Below are 17,729 nucleotides of genomic sequence, written 5' to 3' on the forward strand. Positions count from 1 at the left end.
GTTTGACTTAAACTATCCAGCCTTCGATGTTTGATAAGAATAACAGTATGACGCAGTTTTTGATTGGCATCTTTGTTCGCTTTTTAAGCTCCAAAGATAGCTTAATGAGGGGAACGAAGTTTCCTTTGTCTGCAACCTCCAACAGTCTCCCAGACTGTTGGAGCTATGCGGGGGTGGGAAGATTGAAAAGGTTTGGGGAACCTTTTCAACCTCTATAAATTTCTCGGAGTTCTGTCCCACTCCCTTTTTCACAGTCTTTGTGGTATAATGCTTCTATTGTTTAGAAGAGGAAATAGAGGATGACACAGGAAATTGATATTGAAAAATACCATCAGTTAGCTCTCCAAAAGCAAAAGGAGCACCGCAAGGTATTGGCGAATCTCAAGAAGAAGCCACCTAAGAATTTAGATAAAATAGCGCAAGAAATCCACGATGAAGTTTTCCAAGAAATCGATTGTACGGCTTGTGCTAATTGCTGCAAGACCTTAGGGCCCGATTTTAAGGAAGCCGATATCACGCGGATCGCCAAATATTTCAAGATGAAACTTCCTGCTTTTGAGGCAGAATTTCTTCAAGTTGACGAAGATGGGGACAAGGTTTTTAAATCCATGCCTTGCCCCTTTCTTGGTGGGGACAATCTCTGTTCCATTTATGATGTTCGTCCAAAAGCTTGTCGGGAATTCCCTCACACCGATCGCAAGAAGATTTATCAGATCAACCATCTAACCATCAAGAATACCCTCACTTGCCCAGCGGCTTATTTATTTGTAGAAAAATTGAAGGATCGTTTGTAATGGCATATAGATTTTTACTTTTTGATTTGGACCATACCTTGTTGGACTTTGAATCTGCTGAAGAAACAGCCTTGACGCAGATGTTAGAAGACATGAATTTTCAAGATGTACAGGCCTTTAAGGATTACTACAAACCCATGAACCAAGGGCTCTGGAAGGATTTGGAACAAAAGAAATTAACCAAGCAAGAGCTCGTGGATAGTCGGTTTGCGATTGGGTTTGCCCACTTTGGGATCACGGTTGATGGGGCTGAGATGGCTCTTCGCTACCAAGATTACATCAGTCTTCAGGGGCAGTCTTTCCACGGTGCGGAGGACTTACTGGCTCGACTTGAAAAAGCAGGTTACCAGCTCTATGGTGCAACGAACGGAGTGACTGCCATTCAAGAAGGACGCTTAGCTCATTCTACAATTGCTTCTTATTTCAAAGAGGTCTTTATCTCTGAACAGCTTCATACTCAGAAACCAGAACCTGCTTTTTTTGACAAAGTTGGCCAACTGATTCCAGGGTTCAGCAAGGAAGAGACCCTTATGATCGGAGATTCTTTGACAGCAGATATCGCAGGAGGAAATGCTGCGGGGATTGATACCGTATGGTATAATCCTGATCACAAGGCAAATACCAGCCAAGTAGTGCCGACTTATACCGTTAGCAACTATCAAGAAATCGCCGATTTACTGATAAAATAAAAATTTTTAAATACTGTCAAGTTTTTTTCTTGACAGGTCTATAAAATGTGTTATAATAGATCATGTGCTAAATAGCTTGTCTATTTCACCGAAAATTAAAATATAGAAAAGAGACTTATAAAAATGGCAGTTAAAATTCGTTTGACTCGTATGGGTTCTAAGAAAAAACCTTACTACCGTATCAACGTAGCAGATTCACGTTCACCACGTGATGGACGTTTCATCGAAACAGTTGGAACTTACAATCCACTTGTTGAAGAAAACCAAGTAACTTTGAAAGAAGATCGCGTTCTTGCATGGTTGGCTGATGGAGCTCAACCTTCAGATACAGTTCGCAACATCCTTTCAAAAGCTGGTGTGATGAAGAAATTCCACGATTCTAAATTCTCAAAATAATTTTTTAAGTAGGTTGATGTATGGATACGATTGAAAATCTCATTATTGCAATTGTGAAACCCTTGATTTCACAACCGGATGCTTTAACCATCAAGATCGAAGATACTCCTGAATTCTTGGAGTATCACCTTGACCTTGATCCTAGCGATGTTGGTCGTGTAATCGGTCGGAAAGGTCGCACCATTTCTGCGATAAGAACGATTGTCTACTCTGTCCCAACTGAAGATAAAAAAGTAAGAATCGTTATTGACGAAAAATAAAAGGCGGGGCTTTGTCCCGTTTTTTTGTTGCAAGGAGAAGGAATGAGAGATTTAACAGTCAGACAACTAGAGGAATACTTACTTGATCATTATCAACAATCTAGAACAGAAGAAGGACTTTTTATCAAACTAGTAGAAGAAGTTGGAGAAGTCGCTGAGGTTTTAAATGGACGTTCAGGTAGAAAAGAGGGGGTCCAAGATTCAAACGAGGAATTGGCAAAGGAGTTGGCAGATATCATTCACTACACAGTGGCAATTGCAGCTATTAACCATATCGACCTAACGAAGACCATTTTTGAAAAAGACAAGAAGGCAGCCATCAAGTATCAGCATGAACAAGATTTGGAGCAGTTTCTAGCAGAAAAGAGCATTTGAGAAAATCCTCTGAACGTGATAAAATAAAACCTAAGAATGTTAAGTGAATTGTTGTTTAGAAAGGGTTGTTTTGATATGAACCGATTTGAAGTAACTACAAAGATTGGTTGTCTCTCTGTTACTTATGAAAAGAGAAATAAAGTACTAGTTTGTTTAAATGGTGCTGGTTTGATACCGAGTTATGAAAATTTTCTACCAATACTTGAAAAACTTCCTTCTTCAATAGGTTACTTAACGATTGATTTTCCGAATACAGGTAGGAGTCCGATTCATAGTCAAACAGGATTTAATTTGGATAATCTTGTTGAAGCGGTATTCGAAATCCTGAAAGGGTTGGAAATTTCTGATTACATACTTTGTGTTCATAGTTTAAGTGGTGTTTTGGCTTTAAAGTTAATGAGTAAACCAATTAAGTGTCAAGCTTTGATAGCAATTGAACCAACAACAAAAAAAATAATGTTTGCTGATTTTTCAAAAAATCCTTATCCAGAAATGGAAGAGCAAATGAGGATGATTGAAGAATGTGGTCCGGAAAATTATTTTAAGGGACTAACTCAAGCAACATTTGAACCTGAAACTGATAGACTGATTTGGGAATTGATGGAAGAAAAGGGTTTAGAATTGGAAAAGCAAGTTCCTGGATTTCAGATATCTGTAACTATTACCGCTGAAGATTTTGATAGTTTGTCCTTAGCAGATAATATTCCTGTTTTCGTATTTTGTCAGGCGTATAGAGAAAAAGAGTACAGAGATTCAGAATATTGGAATTCTAATACAAAACTCATTCTAGGTGGAAACCACCACTATCTACACTGGTCAGAATCGGAAAAAATTGCAGCTCTTATTAGAGAACTGTAGAGATAAATTAATTAAAAGAGAAATGTAGTGAATAAAATGAATTACTTTAACGTTGGGAAAATTGTTAATACCCAAGGATTACAAGGAGAGATGCGGGTCTTGTCTGTGACAGACTTTGCGGATGAGCGCTTTAAAAAGGGAGCAGAGTTGGCTCTCTTTGATGAGAAGGATCAGTTTGTCCAAACGGTGACCATTGCCAGTCACCGCAAGCACAAGAACTTCGATATCATCAAGTTTAAGGATATGTACCATATCAATGCCATCGAGAAATTCAAAGGATTTAGCCTCAAGGTTGCAGAAGAAGACTTGACAGATTTGGAGGATGGCGAGTTTTATTACCATGAGATCATCGGCCTTGATGTTTATGAAAATGACCAGCTAATCGGTCAGATCAAGGAAATCCTGCAACCAGGTGCCAATGATGTCTGGGTCGTGAAACGAAAAGGCAAACGAGATCTTCTCTTGCCTTATATCCCACCAGTCGTCTTAAATATCGATATCCCTGGAAATCGTGTGGATGTAGACATCTTAGAAGGGTTAGACGATGAAGATTGATATTTTAACCCTCTTTCCAGAGATGTTTTCGCCTTTGGAGCATTCTATCGTCGGCAAGGCGCGTGAAAAGGGACTTCTCGAGATCAACTACCATAATTTCCGTGAAAATGCGGAGAAAGCGCGCCATGTGGACGATGAACCCTATGGGGGTGGGCAAGGCATGCTTCTACGAGCTCAACCGATTTTTGATGCCTTTGATGCCATTGAGAAGAAGAATCCACGCGTGATCTTACTGGACCCTGCTGGTCGGACTTTTGACCAAGCCTATGCTGAAGAATTAGCTCAGGAAGAGGAATTGATCTTTATCTGTGGCCACTATGAAGGCTACGATGAACGGATCAAGACCTTGGTGACAGATGAGATTTCTCTGGGAGATTATGTTCTAACGGGCGGTGAGCTAGCAGCCATGACCATGATTGATGCGACAGTCCGCTTGATTCCAGAGGTGATCGGAAAAGAATCCAGTCACCAGGATGACAGTTTCTCCTCTGGTCTCTTAGAGTATCCTCAATACACCCGGCCTTATGAATACAGAGGAATGACAGTTCCAGATGTTCTTATGAGTGGCCATCATGAAAATATCCGTCAGTGGCGCCTCTATCAGAGTTTGAAAAAGACCTTAGAACGTCGTCCAGACTTGCTAGAAAACTATGAGTTGACAGCAGAAGAAGAGAAGATGTTGGAACAAATTAAACAAGAAGACTAACAGCGTCAGCTGTTTTTCTTTTGCCTCAAAAATTTATGAAAAAAACTTTTAAAACCTACTAGTTATTGGTAACAAAATGTGGTATGCTAAGGGGTAGAGAAACTTCAAGAAAATGATTAAGTTTTGGGGGTGAGTTTAATGGGAAAGAAATTAGGAAAATCGGTTTTCACGACTGGGATTGCTGCAACAACAGTCCTATCTGGTATGTTTCATCACAAAGCAAATGCCGAAGAGGTCAAGCAAAATGAAAATCCAGAAACCAACAGCACGGAAGTAGTTGAAAAACCAATTACAGTTGATGAGTTGAAGCAAATCACAGCTCAAAAAGGGCAAGTGGTGAAAGATGTCCACTACCAAGAGCAAAAAGTGATCGATGCTCAAACAGAAGTCAAGGCTGCTGGACAAGAACTGGAAGAAAAGAAAGCAGAAGTGACGGATGCGGAAAACCTCATCGCAACGACTTCGGATGCCCAAGTTCAGAATGCAGAAAATGACGTCAAGGTGGCTCAAGCCTATGTGACTATTGAAGAAAATAAGGTTCGAGAAGCAGAAGCTGCTCATGACCAAGTCGTAGAGGCTGTTCGTCAACAGGAAAATCAGGTTACTGCTCAGGAATCTTTGGTCGATGTAGCACAAAATGAATTGAACCAAGCCAAAGCACCGATTTCAAATGATGAGAATGTACTCAACCAGGCTTTGTTGGAGCAAAGTCAAGTCGAGCAAAGTATCCGAGAATCTCAGAATCATCTTGCAACCTTGCAAGCGAGTCAGCAAACTGGCTCAGATACTGTGGCTCAAATTGAGAACGACATTCAACTGGCTCAAACGCGTCTAACAGATTTGAAAGCGGTCATCGCTACCAAGGAAGCAGAATTGGCAGCCTTAGAACAAGCAGCGGCCAATAGCCCAGTTCAGTTGAGTCAAGCGACTTATGAAGGTTATTTGCAACACTTAGCAGACAATGGCAATGAAGCTGCAGCGAGCGCTTTAGCCCTCTACAAACGTGGTCGTGAAGAAGACGGCTTAACGGTTGGAGAGTCTGGATCCTTGCAAGCTAACCTCCGAGCACTTGAAATTGCTGATGCTATCAACGCTTATCGTCGCAATGCCGGTTTGCCTGAATTGGAACTGGATCCCTATTCCCTTCCAGCCAGTCAAGTACAGTTGGAATACTTCAAAAAAGCCAACTGGCATATGTTTAAGTATTTGCCAAACGAGAACATCGCTTATGGCTTCTCACCTGCTGGTGCGGTTGACTTTTGGTACAATGAAAAAGCGGCTTATCAAGAAGTAGCGGCTCAATATGGTCTACCAACAGACGAAACTCAAATCGATGCCAACGATATCTATATGAAGATTGGTGCTGAGGCCTTTGCTAAGGTTGGTCACTACCTCCAAATGGTAGACAACAAAGCGACAGCTTTATCAGTCGCTTATGACCCAAGTAATGCCATGTCAGAAGCAGCTTTCTTACACAGCCCGGTCAATTCAGCAGTGTCAACCAGTGCACTCGCTTACCAATTGCGTCAGGGAGCTGGGGCCACGACGACAAGATCAGATGTGAAAGCAAAATCTGATGAAGTCGCTAATCTCAAGCTGGACAAGGCCAATCAAGAGTCTCAAATCATTATCTTGCAAGGTAAGTTAGAAGATGCCCGCCATGCCAATTCGAATGTGGCAGTAGAGATGGCCAATGTCCAAAAGACCATCCAAAATTACAAGATTCTTCTCGTTAGCAAGGACCATGCGGTTGAAAAGGCGAAGGCGACTCTTGATGTATCTCGAGGTCGGATTGAAGTAGCGATCCAACCAAAAGAAGCAGCCCTTCAAAAAGCGAAAGATTTGTTGGCAGCTGCGCGTGAGAAATTAGATGGTTTAAAAGCAGAAGAAGCAGAAAAAGCCCAAGTCGTTCAAGAAGCGCATGAGGGCTTGAAGGCGGCGCAAGAACGTCTGGTTGCTGCTGAAAAACGTCTTTCTGACTTTAAAAACGCTCCAGAATTATTGGTCAAAGCCCAATCAGTTTTATCTGCTGCGGTGGCTAATTTGGAAAATAAAAAAGAAAAATTGGAAGCAGAATTCACAACTCTTCAATCTTATCAAAGTGTCGTGGAACTGTTGAATTCCCAATATGAAGATCTAGCGTCACGAATGGATCCAGCTATTTTAGAAGCAGCAGATATGCCAATGGATATCCGCTCAAGCAATCCAACAACTTTCTCGGATAGACCAACGGTTCTTCCAACAACTACCAATAGTCCACAAGTGCAAGCACCAAAAGCTACTCCAGCTCCAAAACAAGAAGCCAAGGTAGAAGAAATCAAACCGAAAAAAGAAAACAGCCAAGCTGTGGCTGGATCTGATTCCTCCAAATATGCAGTAGCAACAACAGGTGTTGCCGTCGGGCTACTTGCTGGATTGTTTGGTTTCAAGAAAAAGAAACAATCATCAAAAAATGATTAAGACATACGAAGATAGAGTGGATGCTTAGACACTTTATTGCTTAAACTCTTAAAAGAAGATATATGAGGGTGGGAAAAGAACTCGCTTAACAAAATGAGTTCTTTCCTGCTCTTTTTTGTACAATTTTAGAATTCTTGAAAGAAAATGATAGAAAATGACAAAAAGTGTTGACATTTTTTGGAGATGGAGTATAATAGTCCTTGTAATCGATTGCAAAAGGAGGAGAAATGCTTAAGTCTGAACGAAAACAATTCATCCTCGAGAAGGTACTGAAGGAAAAGTTTGTTTCCTTAGAAACCCTTGTACAAGAGCTGGGGACGTCTGAATCAACGGTTCGACGTGACTTGGATGAATTAGAAGCTGAAAGTAAACTTCGCCGGGTTCACGGCGGTGCGGAAAGCCTGCATTTTCTTCAAGAGGAAGAAAGCAATAAAGAAAAATCTATCAAAAACATTCAAGTTAAGTCAAAAATCGCGGTAAAAGCAGCGGAATTGATTAAAGATCATGACGTGATCTTTATCGATGCTGGGACGACCAATGAACTTTTGGTACAAGAAATTGTCAATCCAACGGTAACCGTGGTGACCAACTCGATTCACCATGCGACCAAGTTGGTCGAGCGAAATGTTCCAACGGTCATCATCGGCGGAAAGGTAAAATCTTCTACAGATGCTAGTATCGGAGGGATTGCGCTCAATCAGATCGGTCAGTTGAACTTTGATAAGGCCTTTCTTGGAATGAATGGAATCGATGATGAATTTTACAGCACTCCAGACCTGGAAGAAGGATCTGTCAAGCGTGCGATTATCGAAAATGCGAAAAAAACCTATATCCTAGCGGATGATTCGAAAATTGGGGTGACATCCTTTGTCAAAGTGGCTCCTATCAAGCGAGCCATGATTATCACCAATCAATGTGAACCGCAACGATTAAAGGTTTTAAAAGAAAAAACGGAGGTTATAGAGGTTTGATTTATACAGTAACACTGAATCCAGCAATTGACTATATTGTCCGTCTCGATCATGTAGAGACTGGAGCGGTCAATCGGATGGCTTCGGAAGATAAATTCGCCGGTGGTAAGGGAATCAATGTCAGTCGTGTCTTGAAACGTCTCGATATCGAGAACACAGCGACTGGATTTATCGGTGGTTTCACTGGACGCTTCATTGAAGACGTATTGACTAGCGAAGCCATTTCAACCAACTTTGTGACAGTAGACCAAGATACACGGATCAATGTCAAGATCAAAGCTGATGAGGAAACAGAGATCAATGGGAATGGCCCAGAAGTAACAGAAGCTCAGTTGCAAGAATTGCTCAACATCTTATCGAGCTTAACAGCAGATGATGTGGTAGTCTTTGCAGGATCTGCCCCATCTTCACTTGGGAATGCCGTTTACAAACAATTGATCGCAGGAACTCGTGCGACAGGTGCGCAAGTGGTTTGCGACTTTGAAGGGCAAACCTTGATTGATTCCTTGGAGTTCAATCCCCAATTGGTCAAACCAAACAACCATGAGTTGGGAGATATTTTTGGAGTTACCTTGACGGAATTGCCAGAAATTGAACGCTATGCTAAAGAAATTTTAGCCAAAGGAGCACAAAACGTCATTATTTCCATGGCGGGTGATGGTGCTCTCCTCGTCAGTCCAAGCGGAACTTACTTCGCAAAACCAATCAAGGGTCAAGTGAAGAACTCTGTAGGGGCTGGAGATTCCATGGTAGCAGGCTTCACTGGGAAGCTCGCAACGACGGGAGACGTCATCGAAGCTTTCAAATGGGGCGTAGCTTGTGGAACAGCGACCACCTTCTCAGATGATTTGGCGACAGCTGACTATATAAAAGAAACTTATGAAAAAGTAGAGGTAGAAAAAATATGAAAATTCAAGACGTTTTAAATAAAAACGTTATGTTGTTTGATCTTCAAGCAACAGATAAAGAGGGCGTAATCAATGAGATGGTTCAATCGCTCGTTGACAATGGCGTGGTGACAGATTTTGACACCTTCAAGGCTGGAATCATGAACCGTGAAGCACAAACTTCAACTGGTTTGGGTGACGGAATTGCCATGCCCCACAGCAAAAATGAAGCAGTTAAAGAAGCTACAGTCTTGTTTGCAAAATCAAACAAGGGTGTGGACTATGCTTCGCTTGATGGCCAACCAACTGACTTGTTCTTCATGATCGCAGCTCCAGAAGGAGCAAATGACACTCACTTGGCAGCCCTTGCTGAATTGTCTAAGTACTTGATGAAACCAGGTTTTGCAGACAAACTTCGCCAAGCAAGGACTCCTGATCAAGTGATCGCAGCCTTTGATGCAGAAGAGCAAGAAGCTGCAGCTGAAGAAGCGAAAAAAGCAGAAGCGGTCAAAGAAGCAGCTTCATCTGACAAACCTCTCATCGTTGCTGTTACAGCATGTACAACAGGTATCGCCCACACTTACATGGCAGAAGAAGCCCTCATCAAAAAAGGGGAAGAAATGGGTGTTACGGTCCGCGTTGAAACCAACGGGGCATCTGGTGTCGGCAACCGCTTGACAGCTGAAGAAATCGCAAAAGCTGAAGGGGTCATTATTGCAGCAGATAAAGCAGTTGAAATCGCTCGTTTCGATGGCAAAAAATTGATCTCTAAACCAGTCGCAGCTGGTATCCGTCAGACAGAAGAATTGATCCAAACCATCTTGGACGGCAAAGCAGATGTCTTCCACGCTGAAAATGCTGCCCAAGCTAGCGCTAGCCAAGAAAAATTGAGCTTGGGTGGAGCCTTCTACAAACACTTGATGAGTGGGGTTTCTCAAATGCTTCCATTCGTTATCGGTGGTGGTATCTTGATCGCCCTAGCCTTCTTGATTGACCAAGTTCTTGGTGTTCCTCAAGATCAATTGTCTAGTCTTGGTTCTTATCATGTATTAGCAGCACAATTTAAAACAATTGGTGGTGTAGCCTTTGGCTTCATGCTTCCTGTACTTGCAGGTTACATTGGATTCTCAATCGCTGAAAAACCTGGTTTTGTAGCAGGGTTTATCGCTGGATCTATTGCTAGCTCAGGGTCAGCATTTGGAAATATCGCCTACGGTGCTGCTAAAGGTGAATTACCAGCAGCCGTATCATCAGGTTTCCTTGGAGCTTTGGTAGGTGGTTTCCTTGCAGGTGGAGTTGTTCTCTTACTTCGCAAAGCCCTTGCAGGTCTTCCACGTTCACTCGATGGTATCCGTTCAATCCTTCTCTTGCCATTGCTTGGTGTTGGTTTGACAGGATTCTTGATGTTCCTCATCAATATTCCAATGGCTGCTATTAATACTGGTCTTAACAACTTCCTTTCAAGCTTGTCAGGTAGCTCAGCTGTCCTTCTTGGACTTCTCGTCGGCGGTATGATGGCTGTAGATATGGGTGGACCAGTTAACAAAGCCGCTTATGTCTTCGCTACAGGTACACTTGCTGAATCTGTTGCTTCAGGTGGTTCTATTGTTATGGCAGCTGTTATGGCAGCTGGTATGGTTCCTCCATTGGCAGTATTCGTAGCAACTGTATTGTTTAAAGATAAATTCACACAAGAAGAACGCGATTCTGGTTTGACAAACATTGTCATGGGTCTTTCCTTCATCACAGAAGGTGCCATTCCTTTCGGTGCAGCTGACCCAGCTCGTGCCATCCCTAGCTTCATCGCAGGCTCAGCATTGACAGGTGCTCTTGTTGGTCTTGCAGGCTTGAAACTCATGGCTCCTCACGGAGGAATCTTCGTTATCGCTCTTACATCAAACCCACTTCTTTACATCTTGTTCGTATTGATCGGTGCAGTCGTAAGTGGTATCTTGTTCGGATTGCTTCGCAAACCTAAAAACTAAACATGATTAAAAGGTTGGGAAATTTCCAACCTTTTCTTTTTGTACTAGCGAAAAAATCACCTCATTCTACGTTGGTATCTTGAGCTGAATTATGATATAATAAGCCTATCGCATATTTTTAGGAGAATAAAAATGGATATTCAACGTGAAAAAGAATTTGTCAGCCAATACCACTATGACGCTCGTAATTTTGAGTGGGAAAAAGAAAATGGCATCCCTGAAACAAAAGTAGATGTAAACTTTCAATTGATCAATCGTGATCAAGAACAAAACACGACTTCTTTGATTGTGATCTTGAGCTACATGATCGTTTTTGACGGTTTTGTGATCAGCGGAACCATCACTCAAATCAACCACTTGTTTGGCCGTTATGTCAATGAACCAAGTGAATTCAGCAAAGACGAAGTGGAAGAATTGGCTCGCCCTTGCTTGAATATGCTCAACCGTTTGACTTATGAAGTCACAGAAATTGCCCTCGATTTACCGGGTATTAATTTGGAGTTTTAATCAATGAAATTAGCAGTGATCACCGATTCGTCTGCCTATTTAACGCAAGACGTACTCCATCACGACGACTTATTTATTTTAGAGATCCCGATCTATATCGATGGGGAGTCTTATGTTGAAGGGAAGAACCTGACACACGATGAGTTCTACCAAAAGATGGCTGCGTCTAAGGAATTGCCAAAGACTAGCCAGCCGAGTGTGGCAGAGTTAGAAGAAGTCTTATCTGGTTTGACAGCTAAGGGCTATACACATGCTATCGGTCTTTTCTTGTCATCTGGTATTTCTGGTTTCTACCAAAATATCCAATATTTGAAGGACGAATTCGAAGGCTTGACCGTCGAATTTCCGGATTCAAAAATCACCAGTGCTCCTCTAGGAATGATGGCAGAAGACTGCTTAAAATGGGCTGGTGAAGGTCGTTCCTTCGATGAGATTGTTGCCAATGTCCAACACCAGATTGATGGAACCTCTGCCTATATCATGGTGGATGATTTGAACCACTTGGTTAAAGGTGGTCGTCTGTCAAATGGGGCTGCTATTCTTGGGAACCTCTTAAGCATCAAGCCTATACTTTATTTTAATGATGAAGGCGTGATTGAGGTCTTTGAGAAAGTCCGGACGGAAAAGAAAGCCATGAAACGCTTGGTAGAGATTGTTGTATCAGATATCGCAGATGGTCATTACCAAGTCTTTGTCATCCATGCCAATGTCCCTGAAAAAGCAGAAGCACTTCGCCAACTGCTCATTGAAGAAGGAGTGGAAGGTGATATTCCTTTTGCTACCTTTGGAGGGGTGATTGGGACGCACTTAGGTGACCATAGCTTAGCAGTCGGGTATATCCCCATCGTTTAAGGAGAATTCTATGTCCATTAAAGTCATTATCGCAGGTTTCAAAGGAAGAATGGGACAAGCAGCCTACAAGATGGTTTCAGAAGATCCTGAGCTAGAATTAGCCGGCTTGATCGATCCATTTACTGATGAGACAGAGGTTGCAGGAGTCCCTGTATTTAACCGCAAAGAAGATGTTGCGGGTCTAGAGGCAGATGTTTGGGTGGACTTTACCATGCCCAAGGTCGCTTACGAGAATACTCGCTTTGCAATTGAGAATGGCTTTGCGCCTGTTGTGGGAACGACTGGATTCACTCCCGAGCAGATCCAAGAATTGACAGACCTTTCACGTGAACAGGGCTTGGGTGGCTTGATCGCGCCGAACTTTGCCATCGGAGCCGTGCTCTTGATGCAATTTGCAGCGCAAGCAGCCAAGTATTTCCCGAATGTGGAAATTATCGAATTGCACCACGATAAGAAAAAAGATGCACCGAGTGGAACAGCAATTAAGACAGCTGAGTTGATCTCTGAGAAGCGCGAGAAGATCCAGCAAGGTGCAGCAGATGAAGAAGAGTTGATGCCTGGAGCAAGAGGAGCAGAGTTTGAAGGGATGCGCATCCATTCGGTTCGATTGCCTGGCCTAGTCGCTCACCAAGAGGTGATTTTTGGTAGCCAAGGCGAAGGGTTGACTCTCCGTCATGATTCCTACGATCGTGTTTCCTTCATGACAGGAGTAAATCTAGGAATTAAAGAAGTTGTCAAGCGTCATGAGCTTGTTTATGGTTTGGAACACTTACTATGAGATTAGAAAAGATGCCTTCTGAGTTTCAGGAGGCTTTACCAATATTAGAGAAGATTAAAGCAGCTGGTTTTGAGGCTTATTTTGTAGGGGGATCTGTCCGAGATGCCCTCTTGGATCGTCCAATTCACGATGTCGATATCGCTTCATCCTCATACCCAGAAGAGACCAAGGCGATTTTTGATCGCACAGTAGATGTCGGTATCGAACATGGGACCGTCTTGGTCCTTGAAAATGGTCAAGAATATGAAATTACGACTTTCCGGACGGAGGATGTCTACGTAGATTATCGTCGTCCGAGTTCCGTGTCTTTTGTGCGCTCGCTAGAAGAAGACCTCAAGCGTCGTGATTTTACGGTTAATGCCTTTGCCTTAAATGAAAAAGGAGAAATTGTTGACCTCTTTCATGGACTAGAAGATTTAGAAAACAAGGTCCTTCGGGCGGTTGGGTTTCCTCATGAACGGTTTAACGAAGATGCGCTCCGGATCATGCGAGGATTTCGTTTTCAAGCCAGTCTCGGCTTTGTATTAGAAGAGGCGACCTTTGATGCCATGAAGAAGTGTGCTCCCTTACTTGAGAAGATTTCAGTAGAGCGTACCTTCATCGAGTTTGATAAACTCTTGCTTTCTCCATACTGGAGACAAGGCTTGGAGGCTATGCTAGCATGTGGAGCCTATCACTATCTGCCAGAGATGAAGGATCGCAAAGAAGCGATCGAGCGTTTGTTTGACATAGAGCTGGAATATACCTTTTCAACTTCTGAGCAAGCCTGGGCTGCTTTGGTCTTAGCACTAGAGATTCAAGATATTCCAAAATTCTTTAAAAAATGGAAGACCTCTAGAGACTTTGCCAAGACGGTGGAGCAGATCGTGGAGATTCTAAAGCTCCGAGAAAAAGGAAGTCTAGACAAGCGTGCATGTTACAAGTACGAGAAGCGTTTGTTGCTACTAGCTGAAGAGCTCCGGGAAGGGTATGCCTTGAGTGTGGATTATTTGGCCATCGAGCGCGTTTATGATAGCTTGACCATTCATGACAAGCATGAAGTGGTGGTCAATGGTGGTATGCTGATCAAAGAATATGGTTTTCAACCAGGACCAGCTTTAGGAGAGATGTTGACAAAGATTGAATATGCCATTGTCGATGGGGAACTGGCCAATGAAAAAGAGGCCATCATCGCCTATATCCAGCAAGCAAAAGAGGAGGAAAAATGAGCGATTTTATTGTCGATAAATTAACCAAATCTGTCGGAGATAAGACCGTCTTTCGTGAGATTTCCTTTATCATTCATGACTTGGATCGGATCGGATTGATCGGGGTAAATGGAACTGGGAAAACCACGCTGTTAGATGTGTTGTCAGGTCGCTCTGGCTTTGATGGAGATGTGAGTCCTTTTTCTGCCAAGAGTGATTATACGATTGGCTACTTGACGCAGGAACCAGACTTTGATGATCAAAAGACGGTTCTGGATACGGTGCTATCTAGTGATTTGCGTGAAATGCAGCTCATTCGCGATTATGAATACTTGATGGCGGAATACCGAGAAGAGAACCAAGCCCGTCTTGAGAAGGTCATGGCGGAGATGGATTCGCTCAATGCTTGGGAAATCGAGAGTCAGGTCAAGACGGTCCTTTCCAAACTTGGAATTGAAGATTTGAACGCCAAAGTTGGGGATCTATCTGGGGGCTTGCGTCGTCGAGTGCAACTGGCGCAGGTTTTGCTATCTCACCACGATCTGCTCTTACTAGATGAGCCGACCAACCACCTAGACATTGATACCATCGAATGGTTGACCAATTTCTTGAAGAACTCTAAGAAAACCGTGCTTTTCATTACCCACGATCGCTATTTCTTGGATAATATCTCGACGCGGATCTTTGAGTTGGATCGAGCTGGCTTGATCGAGTATCAGGGCAATTACCAGGATTATGTCCGATTAAAGGCTGAGCAAGATGAGCGTGATGCAGCCCTTCTTCATAAGAAGCAGCAACTCTATAAGCAGGAGTTAACCTGGATGCGGCGGCAACCCCAGGCGCGTGCGACCAAGCAACAGGCGCGGATCAATCGATTCCATGATCTCAAGCAAGACTTGTCTGGTCAAAGCAGCCAGACGGATTTGGAGATGAATTTTGAGACCAGCCGGATCGGAAAGAAAGTCATCGAGTTTAAAGATGTGAGTTTTGCTTTTGAAAACAAGCCGATTTTACAGGACTTTAACCTCTTAGTCCAAAATAAGGACCGCATCGGGATCGTCGGGGATAATGGCGTCGGCAAATCCACCCTACTCAATCTGATCGCAGAGCGCCTCCAGCCTCAGTCAGGGCAAGTCATCATCGGAGAAACCGTTCGGGTGGCTTATTTCTCACAACAGATTGATGGTTTGGATGAGAGCAAGCGCGTGATTAATTTCCTCCAGGAAGTTGCTGAGGAAGTGAAGACAACCGTTGGGACGACATCGATTGCAGATCTCTTGGAGCAATTTCTCTTCCCACGTTCCATGCACGGAACCTTGATTGAAAAACTCTCCGGTGGTGAGAAGAAGCGCCTCTTTCTCTTAAAACTCTTGATTGAAAAACCCAATGTGCTTCTCTTGGACGAGCCAACCAATGACTTGGATATCGCAACCTTGACGGTTTTGGAAAACTTCCTTCAAAACTTTGGAGGTCCCGTCATTACCGTTAGCCACGACCGCTATTTCTTGGACAAGGTCGCAAGCAAGATCCTGGCTTTTGAAAATGGGAGCATTCGGGAGTTCTTTGGCAATTATACGGATTACCTGGATGAAAAAGCCTTTGAAGCAGCTCAAGTAACGGCCAGTCACAAGGTTGAAAAAGAGAAACCTGTTAAACCAAAAGAAGAGAAGAAGCGCATGAGTTACATGGAGAAGCAGGAGTGGGCGAGCATTGAAGCAGACATCGATGCCATTGAAAGTCGAATCACAGAGATTGAAGTGGAGATGAATGAAAACGGTTCTGACTTTGGCAAATTGTCAGCCCTTCAAAAAGAACTGGATCAGGAAAATGAGCGATTGCTTGAGAAATACGATCGCTATGAATACCTGAGCGAATTAGATGAATAAGGAGGCCCTATGAATCAATTAAACCGGATATCCCTTGGGATTTCAGCTACTATTTTTACCATTATCGGTATTGTCTTGTTTATCAATCCAATTGAGCACATCGGCTCGTTTAGCTGGTTGATTTCCTGTGGCTTCTTTTTAATCTCCCTTTCGCGTTTTTCACGCTATTACCGATTGCGTCAAGCTGGTATCATTCAGCAGCAACAGCTCTTTCACAGTATGGTCGCCTTGGTTTTTGCGGTCTACTTACTGCTCTATGGCTATAAGACCTTGCCGATTGTCTTTCCAGTTACCTTAGGAATTTGGCTCATCTATCGTTCGATTTTGAACTTCAGAAAAGCCAATTTCTACTCGAGGAAGGTTGAAGAACTGTCCAAACGTTATATTTTCTTTGCCTTGCTGCAGCTCTTCATCGGTTTATTCTTAATTGTTAGTCCGCTTTCGATTAGCGTTTTTCTATTAAATATTATTGGCTTGATTTTCCTCATTCTAGGATTTCAATCCTTTAGTCTCTTGTTAAAAAGTTAAGAAAAGTTACGTGCAAACCTTTGCGTTTGATAAAAAGTCTGATATAATAGAACTGTAAGTGTTTACAAGTTTGAAAGGAGTTACAGATGTCTAAAAAAATTATTGGGATTGACCTTGGAGGAACTTCAATTAAGTTTGCTATCCTCACTTTGGATGGGGAAGTTCAAGAAAAATGGTCTATTAAAACAAATATCTTGGATGAAGGTAGCCATATCGTAGATGATATGATCGAATCCATCGCGCATCGTTTGAAGATGCTTGAGCTTGATGCTTCTGAGTTCCAAGGAATTGGAATGGGTTCACCTGGTGTCGTTGACCGTGAAAAAGGTACAGTTATTGGTGCCTACAACTTGAACTGGAAGACCCTTCAACCAGTCAAAGAAAAGATCGAAAGTGTCCTTCATATTCCATTCTTTATTGATAATGATGCCAACGTTGCTGCTTTGGGTGAACGTTGGAAAGGGGCTGGTGAAAACCAACCAGATGTTGTCTTCATGACACTTGGTACTGGTGTTGGCGGCGGCATCGTCGCTGAAGGTCGTCTCTTGCACGGTGTACGTGGAGCTGCTGGGGAACTTGGTCACATCACTGTTGACTTTGATGATCCAATCCAATGTACCTGTGGTAAAAAAGGCTGTCTTGAAACGGTTGCATCTGCAACTGGTATCGTCAATTTGACTCGTCGTTATGCCGATGAGTACGAAGGGGACTCTCAATTGAAAGTCTTGATCGACAACGGAGAAGAAGTAACGGCTAAAACGGTCTTTGACCTGGCAAAAGAAGGCGATGCTCTTGCTTTGATCGTCTACAAGAACTTCTCACGTTACCTTGGACTTGCTGCTGCCAACATCGGTTCAACCTTGAACCCATCTAAGATCGTTATCGGTGGTGGGGTTTCCGCTGCTGGAGACTTCCTCTTGGATGGTGTGCGCAAGGTCTTTGAAGAAAACTCATTCCCACAAGTGCGTGAATCTACTCAATTGGCACTTGCTACTTTGGGAAATGACGCCGGTGTGATCGGTGCTGCATCCCTTGTATTACAATAAGATGAAATG

General features: G+C 43.0%; 19 protein-coding genes. All 19 read left to right on the forward strand.

Features of this window, described 5'->3' with window-relative positions; all coding sequences use genetic code 11:
• Nucleotides 1-299: 299 nt before the first annotated feature.
• The 19 genes from AC6IZR_RS05090 to AC6IZR_RS05180 all read left to right on the forward strand — a co-directional run bounded on the left by AC6IZR_RS05090 (nucleotide 300) and on the right by AC6IZR_RS05180 (nucleotide 17,720).
• Complete coding sequence (locus AC6IZR_RS05090; RefSeq protein WP_003001664.1) at nucleotides 300-794, forward strand: YkgJ family cysteine cluster protein; 495 nt, start codon at nucleotides 300-302, stop codon at nucleotides 792-794.
• Nucleotides 794-1,483, forward strand: coding sequence for a pyrimidine 5'-nucleotidase PynA (gene pynA / locus AC6IZR_RS05095; protein WP_155124859.1), 690 nt, complete (start codon nucleotides 794-796; stop codon nucleotides 1,481-1,483). The genes AC6IZR_RS05090 and pynA overlap by 1 nt, the downstream gene beginning before the upstream one ends.
• 123 nt (nucleotides 1,484-1,606) lie before the next feature.
• The gene (gene rpsP, locus AC6IZR_RS05100; protein ID WP_003007475.1) at nucleotides 1,607-1,879 is read left to right on the forward strand and encodes a 30S ribosomal protein S16; all 273 of its coding nucleotides are present in this window, start codon (nucleotides 1,607-1,609) and stop codon (nucleotides 1,877-1,879) included.
• 20 nt (nucleotides 1,880-1,899) lie between these two features.
• Nucleotides 1,900-2,139: an RNA-binding protein KphA gene (gene kphA, locus AC6IZR_RS05105; protein ID WP_003001620.1), complete on the forward strand. Its 240-nt coding sequence runs from the start codon at nucleotides 1,900-1,902 to the stop codon at nucleotides 2,137-2,139.
• Nucleotides 2,140-2,181: 42 nt separating this feature from the next.
• The gene (locus tag AC6IZR_RS05110; RefSeq protein ID WP_003001737.1) at nucleotides 2,182-2,514 is read left to right on the forward strand and encodes a MazG nucleotide pyrophosphohydrolase domain-containing protein; all 333 of its coding nucleotides are present in this window, start codon (nucleotides 2,182-2,184) and stop codon (nucleotides 2,512-2,514) included.
• 75 nt (nucleotides 2,515-2,589) lie between these two features.
• Nucleotides 2,590-3,372, forward strand: coding sequence for an alpha/beta fold hydrolase (locus AC6IZR_RS05115; protein WP_070675480.1), 783 nt, complete (start codon nucleotides 2,590-2,592; stop codon nucleotides 3,370-3,372).
• A gap of 36 nt (nucleotides 3,373-3,408) precedes the next feature.
• Nucleotides 3,409-3,927, forward strand: coding sequence for a ribosome maturation factor RimM (gene rimM, locus AC6IZR_RS05120; RefSeq protein WP_070675786.1), 519 nt, complete (start codon nucleotides 3,409-3,411; stop codon nucleotides 3,925-3,927).
• The gene (trmD, locus tag AC6IZR_RS05125; protein ID WP_003007469.1) at nucleotides 3,917-4,633 is read left to right on the forward strand and encodes a tRNA (guanosine(37)-N1)-methyltransferase TrmD; all 717 of its coding nucleotides are present in this window, start codon (nucleotides 3,917-3,919) and stop codon (nucleotides 4,631-4,633) included. The genes rimM and trmD overlap by 11 nt, the downstream gene beginning before the upstream one ends.
• 138 nt (nucleotides 4,634-4,771) lie before the next feature.
• A complete protein-coding gene (locus AC6IZR_RS05130) occupies nucleotides 4,772-7,093 on the forward strand; it encodes a CAP domain-containing protein (RefSeq protein WP_497848167.1) in 2,322 nt (773 codons plus the stop codon).
• Between the two features lie 227 nt (nucleotides 7,094-7,320).
• On the forward strand, nucleotides 7,321-8,064 hold the full coding sequence (locus AC6IZR_RS05135; protein ID WP_003001800.1) for a DeoR/GlpR family DNA-binding transcription regulator: 744 nt from the start codon (nucleotides 7,321-7,323) through the stop codon (nucleotides 8,062-8,064).
• Nucleotides 8,061-8,972 (forward strand): 1-phosphofructokinase, encoded by a 912-nt coding sequence (gene pfkB, locus AC6IZR_RS05140; RefSeq protein WP_462128462.1) that lies wholly within the window; start codon nucleotides 8,061-8,063, stop codon nucleotides 8,970-8,972. Before AC6IZR_RS05135 ends, pfkB begins: the two co-directional genes overlap by 4 nt.
• Complete coding sequence (locus AC6IZR_RS05145) at nucleotides 8,969-10,936, forward strand: PTS fructose transporter subunit IIABC (protein WP_497848168.1); 1,968 nt, start codon at nucleotides 8,969-8,971, stop codon at nucleotides 10,934-10,936. The genes pfkB and AC6IZR_RS05145 overlap by 4 nt, the downstream gene beginning before the upstream one ends.
• A 132-nt stretch (nucleotides 10,937-11,068) precedes the next feature.
• Entirely contained in the window at nucleotides 11,069-11,443 is a 375-nt protein-coding gene (locus AC6IZR_RS05150) for a DUF1149 family protein (protein WP_003001888.1), read from the forward strand.
• 3 nt (nucleotides 11,444-11,446) lie between these two features.
• Entirely contained in the window at nucleotides 11,447-12,295 is an 849-nt protein-coding gene (locus AC6IZR_RS05155) for a DegV family protein (protein ID WP_462128464.1), read from the forward strand.
• A 10-nt stretch (nucleotides 12,296-12,305) separates the two neighbouring features.
• A complete protein-coding gene (gene dapB, locus AC6IZR_RS05160) occupies nucleotides 12,306-13,073 on the forward strand; it encodes a 4-hydroxy-tetrahydrodipicolinate reductase (protein WP_277838709.1) in 768 nt (255 codons plus the stop codon).
• Entirely contained in the window at nucleotides 13,070-14,281 is a 1,212-nt protein-coding gene (locus AC6IZR_RS05165) for a CCA tRNA nucleotidyltransferase (RefSeq protein WP_462128465.1), read from the forward strand. Before dapB ends, AC6IZR_RS05165 begins: the two co-directional genes overlap by 4 nt.
• A complete protein-coding gene (locus AC6IZR_RS05170; protein ID WP_497848169.1) occupies nucleotides 14,278-16,146 on the forward strand; it encodes an ABC-F family ATP-binding cassette domain-containing protein in 1,869 nt (622 codons plus the stop codon). Before AC6IZR_RS05165 ends, AC6IZR_RS05170 begins: the two co-directional genes overlap by 4 nt.
• Nucleotides 16,147-16,155: 9 nt before the next feature.
• Nucleotides 16,156-16,674 carry a hypothetical protein gene (locus AC6IZR_RS05175; RefSeq protein WP_024055631.1) on the forward strand — a complete coding sequence of 173 codons (519 nt, stop codon included), beginning with the start codon at nucleotides 16,156-16,158 and terminating at the stop codon, nucleotides 16,672-16,674.
• Between the two features lie 86 nt (nucleotides 16,675-16,760).
• Nucleotides 16,761-17,720: an ROK family glucokinase gene (locus AC6IZR_RS05180; protein WP_462128467.1), complete on the forward strand. Its 960-nt coding sequence runs from the start codon at nucleotides 16,761-16,763 to the stop codon at nucleotides 17,718-17,720.
• Nucleotides 17,721-17,729: the final 9 nt, after the last annotated feature.

The sequence above is a fragment of the Streptococcus mobilis genome (genome assembly GCF_059727625.1).

Excerpts from the sequence above, each read along its gene's own strand:
- dapB (WP_277838709.1), top strand. The coding sequence starts at position 12,306 with ATGTCCATTAAAGTCATTATCGCAGGTTTCAAAGGAAGAATGGGACAA.
- kphA (WP_003001620.1), top strand. The coding sequence starts at position 1,900 with ATGGATACGATTGAAAATCTCATTATTGCAATTGTGAAACCCTTGATT.
- trmD (WP_003007469.1), top strand. The coding sequence starts at position 3,917 with ATGAAGATTGATATTTTAACCCTCTTTCCAGAGATGTTTTCGCCTTTG.
- AC6IZR_RS05155 (WP_462128464.1), top strand. The coding sequence starts at position 11,447 with ATGAAATTAGCAGTGATCACCGATTCGTCTGCCTATTTAACGCAAGAC.
- AC6IZR_RS05180 (WP_462128467.1), top strand. The coding sequence starts at position 16,761 with ATGTCTAAAAAAATTATTGGGATTGACCTTGGAGGAACTTCAATTAAG.
- AC6IZR_RS05130 (WP_497848167.1), top strand. The coding sequence starts at position 4,772 with ATGGGAAAGAAATTAGGAAAATCGGTTTTCACGACTGGGATTGCTGCA.
- AC6IZR_RS05150 (WP_003001888.1), top strand. The coding sequence starts at position 11,069 with ATGGATATTCAACGTGAAAAAGAATTTGTCAGCCAATACCACTATGAC.
- AC6IZR_RS05135 (WP_003001800.1), top strand. The coding sequence starts at position 7,321 with ATGCTTAAGTCTGAACGAAAACAATTCATCCTCGAGAAGGTACTGAAG.
- AC6IZR_RS05110 (WP_003001737.1), top strand. The coding sequence starts at position 2,182 with ATGAGAGATTTAACAGTCAGACAACTAGAGGAATACTTACTTGATCAT.
- pynA (WP_155124859.1), top strand. The coding sequence starts at position 794 with ATGGCATATAGATTTTTACTTTTTGATTTGGACCATACCTTGTTGGAC.
- AC6IZR_RS05165 (WP_462128465.1), top strand. The coding sequence starts at position 13,070 with ATGAGATTAGAAAAGATGCCTTCTGAGTTTCAGGAGGCTTTACCAATA.
- AC6IZR_RS05090 (WP_003001664.1), top strand. The coding sequence starts at position 300 with ATGACACAGGAAATTGATATTGAAAAATACCATCAGTTAGCTCTCCAA.
- AC6IZR_RS05115 (WP_070675480.1), top strand. The coding sequence starts at position 2,590 with ATGAACCGATTTGAAGTAACTACAAAGATTGGTTGTCTCTCTGTTACT.
- rimM (WP_070675786.1), top strand. The coding sequence starts at position 3,409 with ATGAATTACTTTAACGTTGGGAAAATTGTTAATACCCAAGGATTACAA.
- AC6IZR_RS05175 (WP_024055631.1), top strand. The coding sequence starts at position 16,156 with ATGAATCAATTAAACCGGATATCCCTTGGGATTTCAGCTACTATTTTT.
- rpsP (WP_003007475.1), top strand. The coding sequence starts at position 1,607 with ATGGCAGTTAAAATTCGTTTGACTCGTATGGGTTCTAAGAAAAAACCT.
- AC6IZR_RS05170 (WP_497848169.1), top strand. The coding sequence starts at position 14,278 with ATGAGCGATTTTATTGTCGATAAATTAACCAAATCTGTCGGAGATAAG.
- AC6IZR_RS05145 (WP_497848168.1), top strand. The coding sequence starts at position 8,969 with ATGAAAATTCAAGACGTTTTAAATAAAAACGTTATGTTGTTTGATCTT.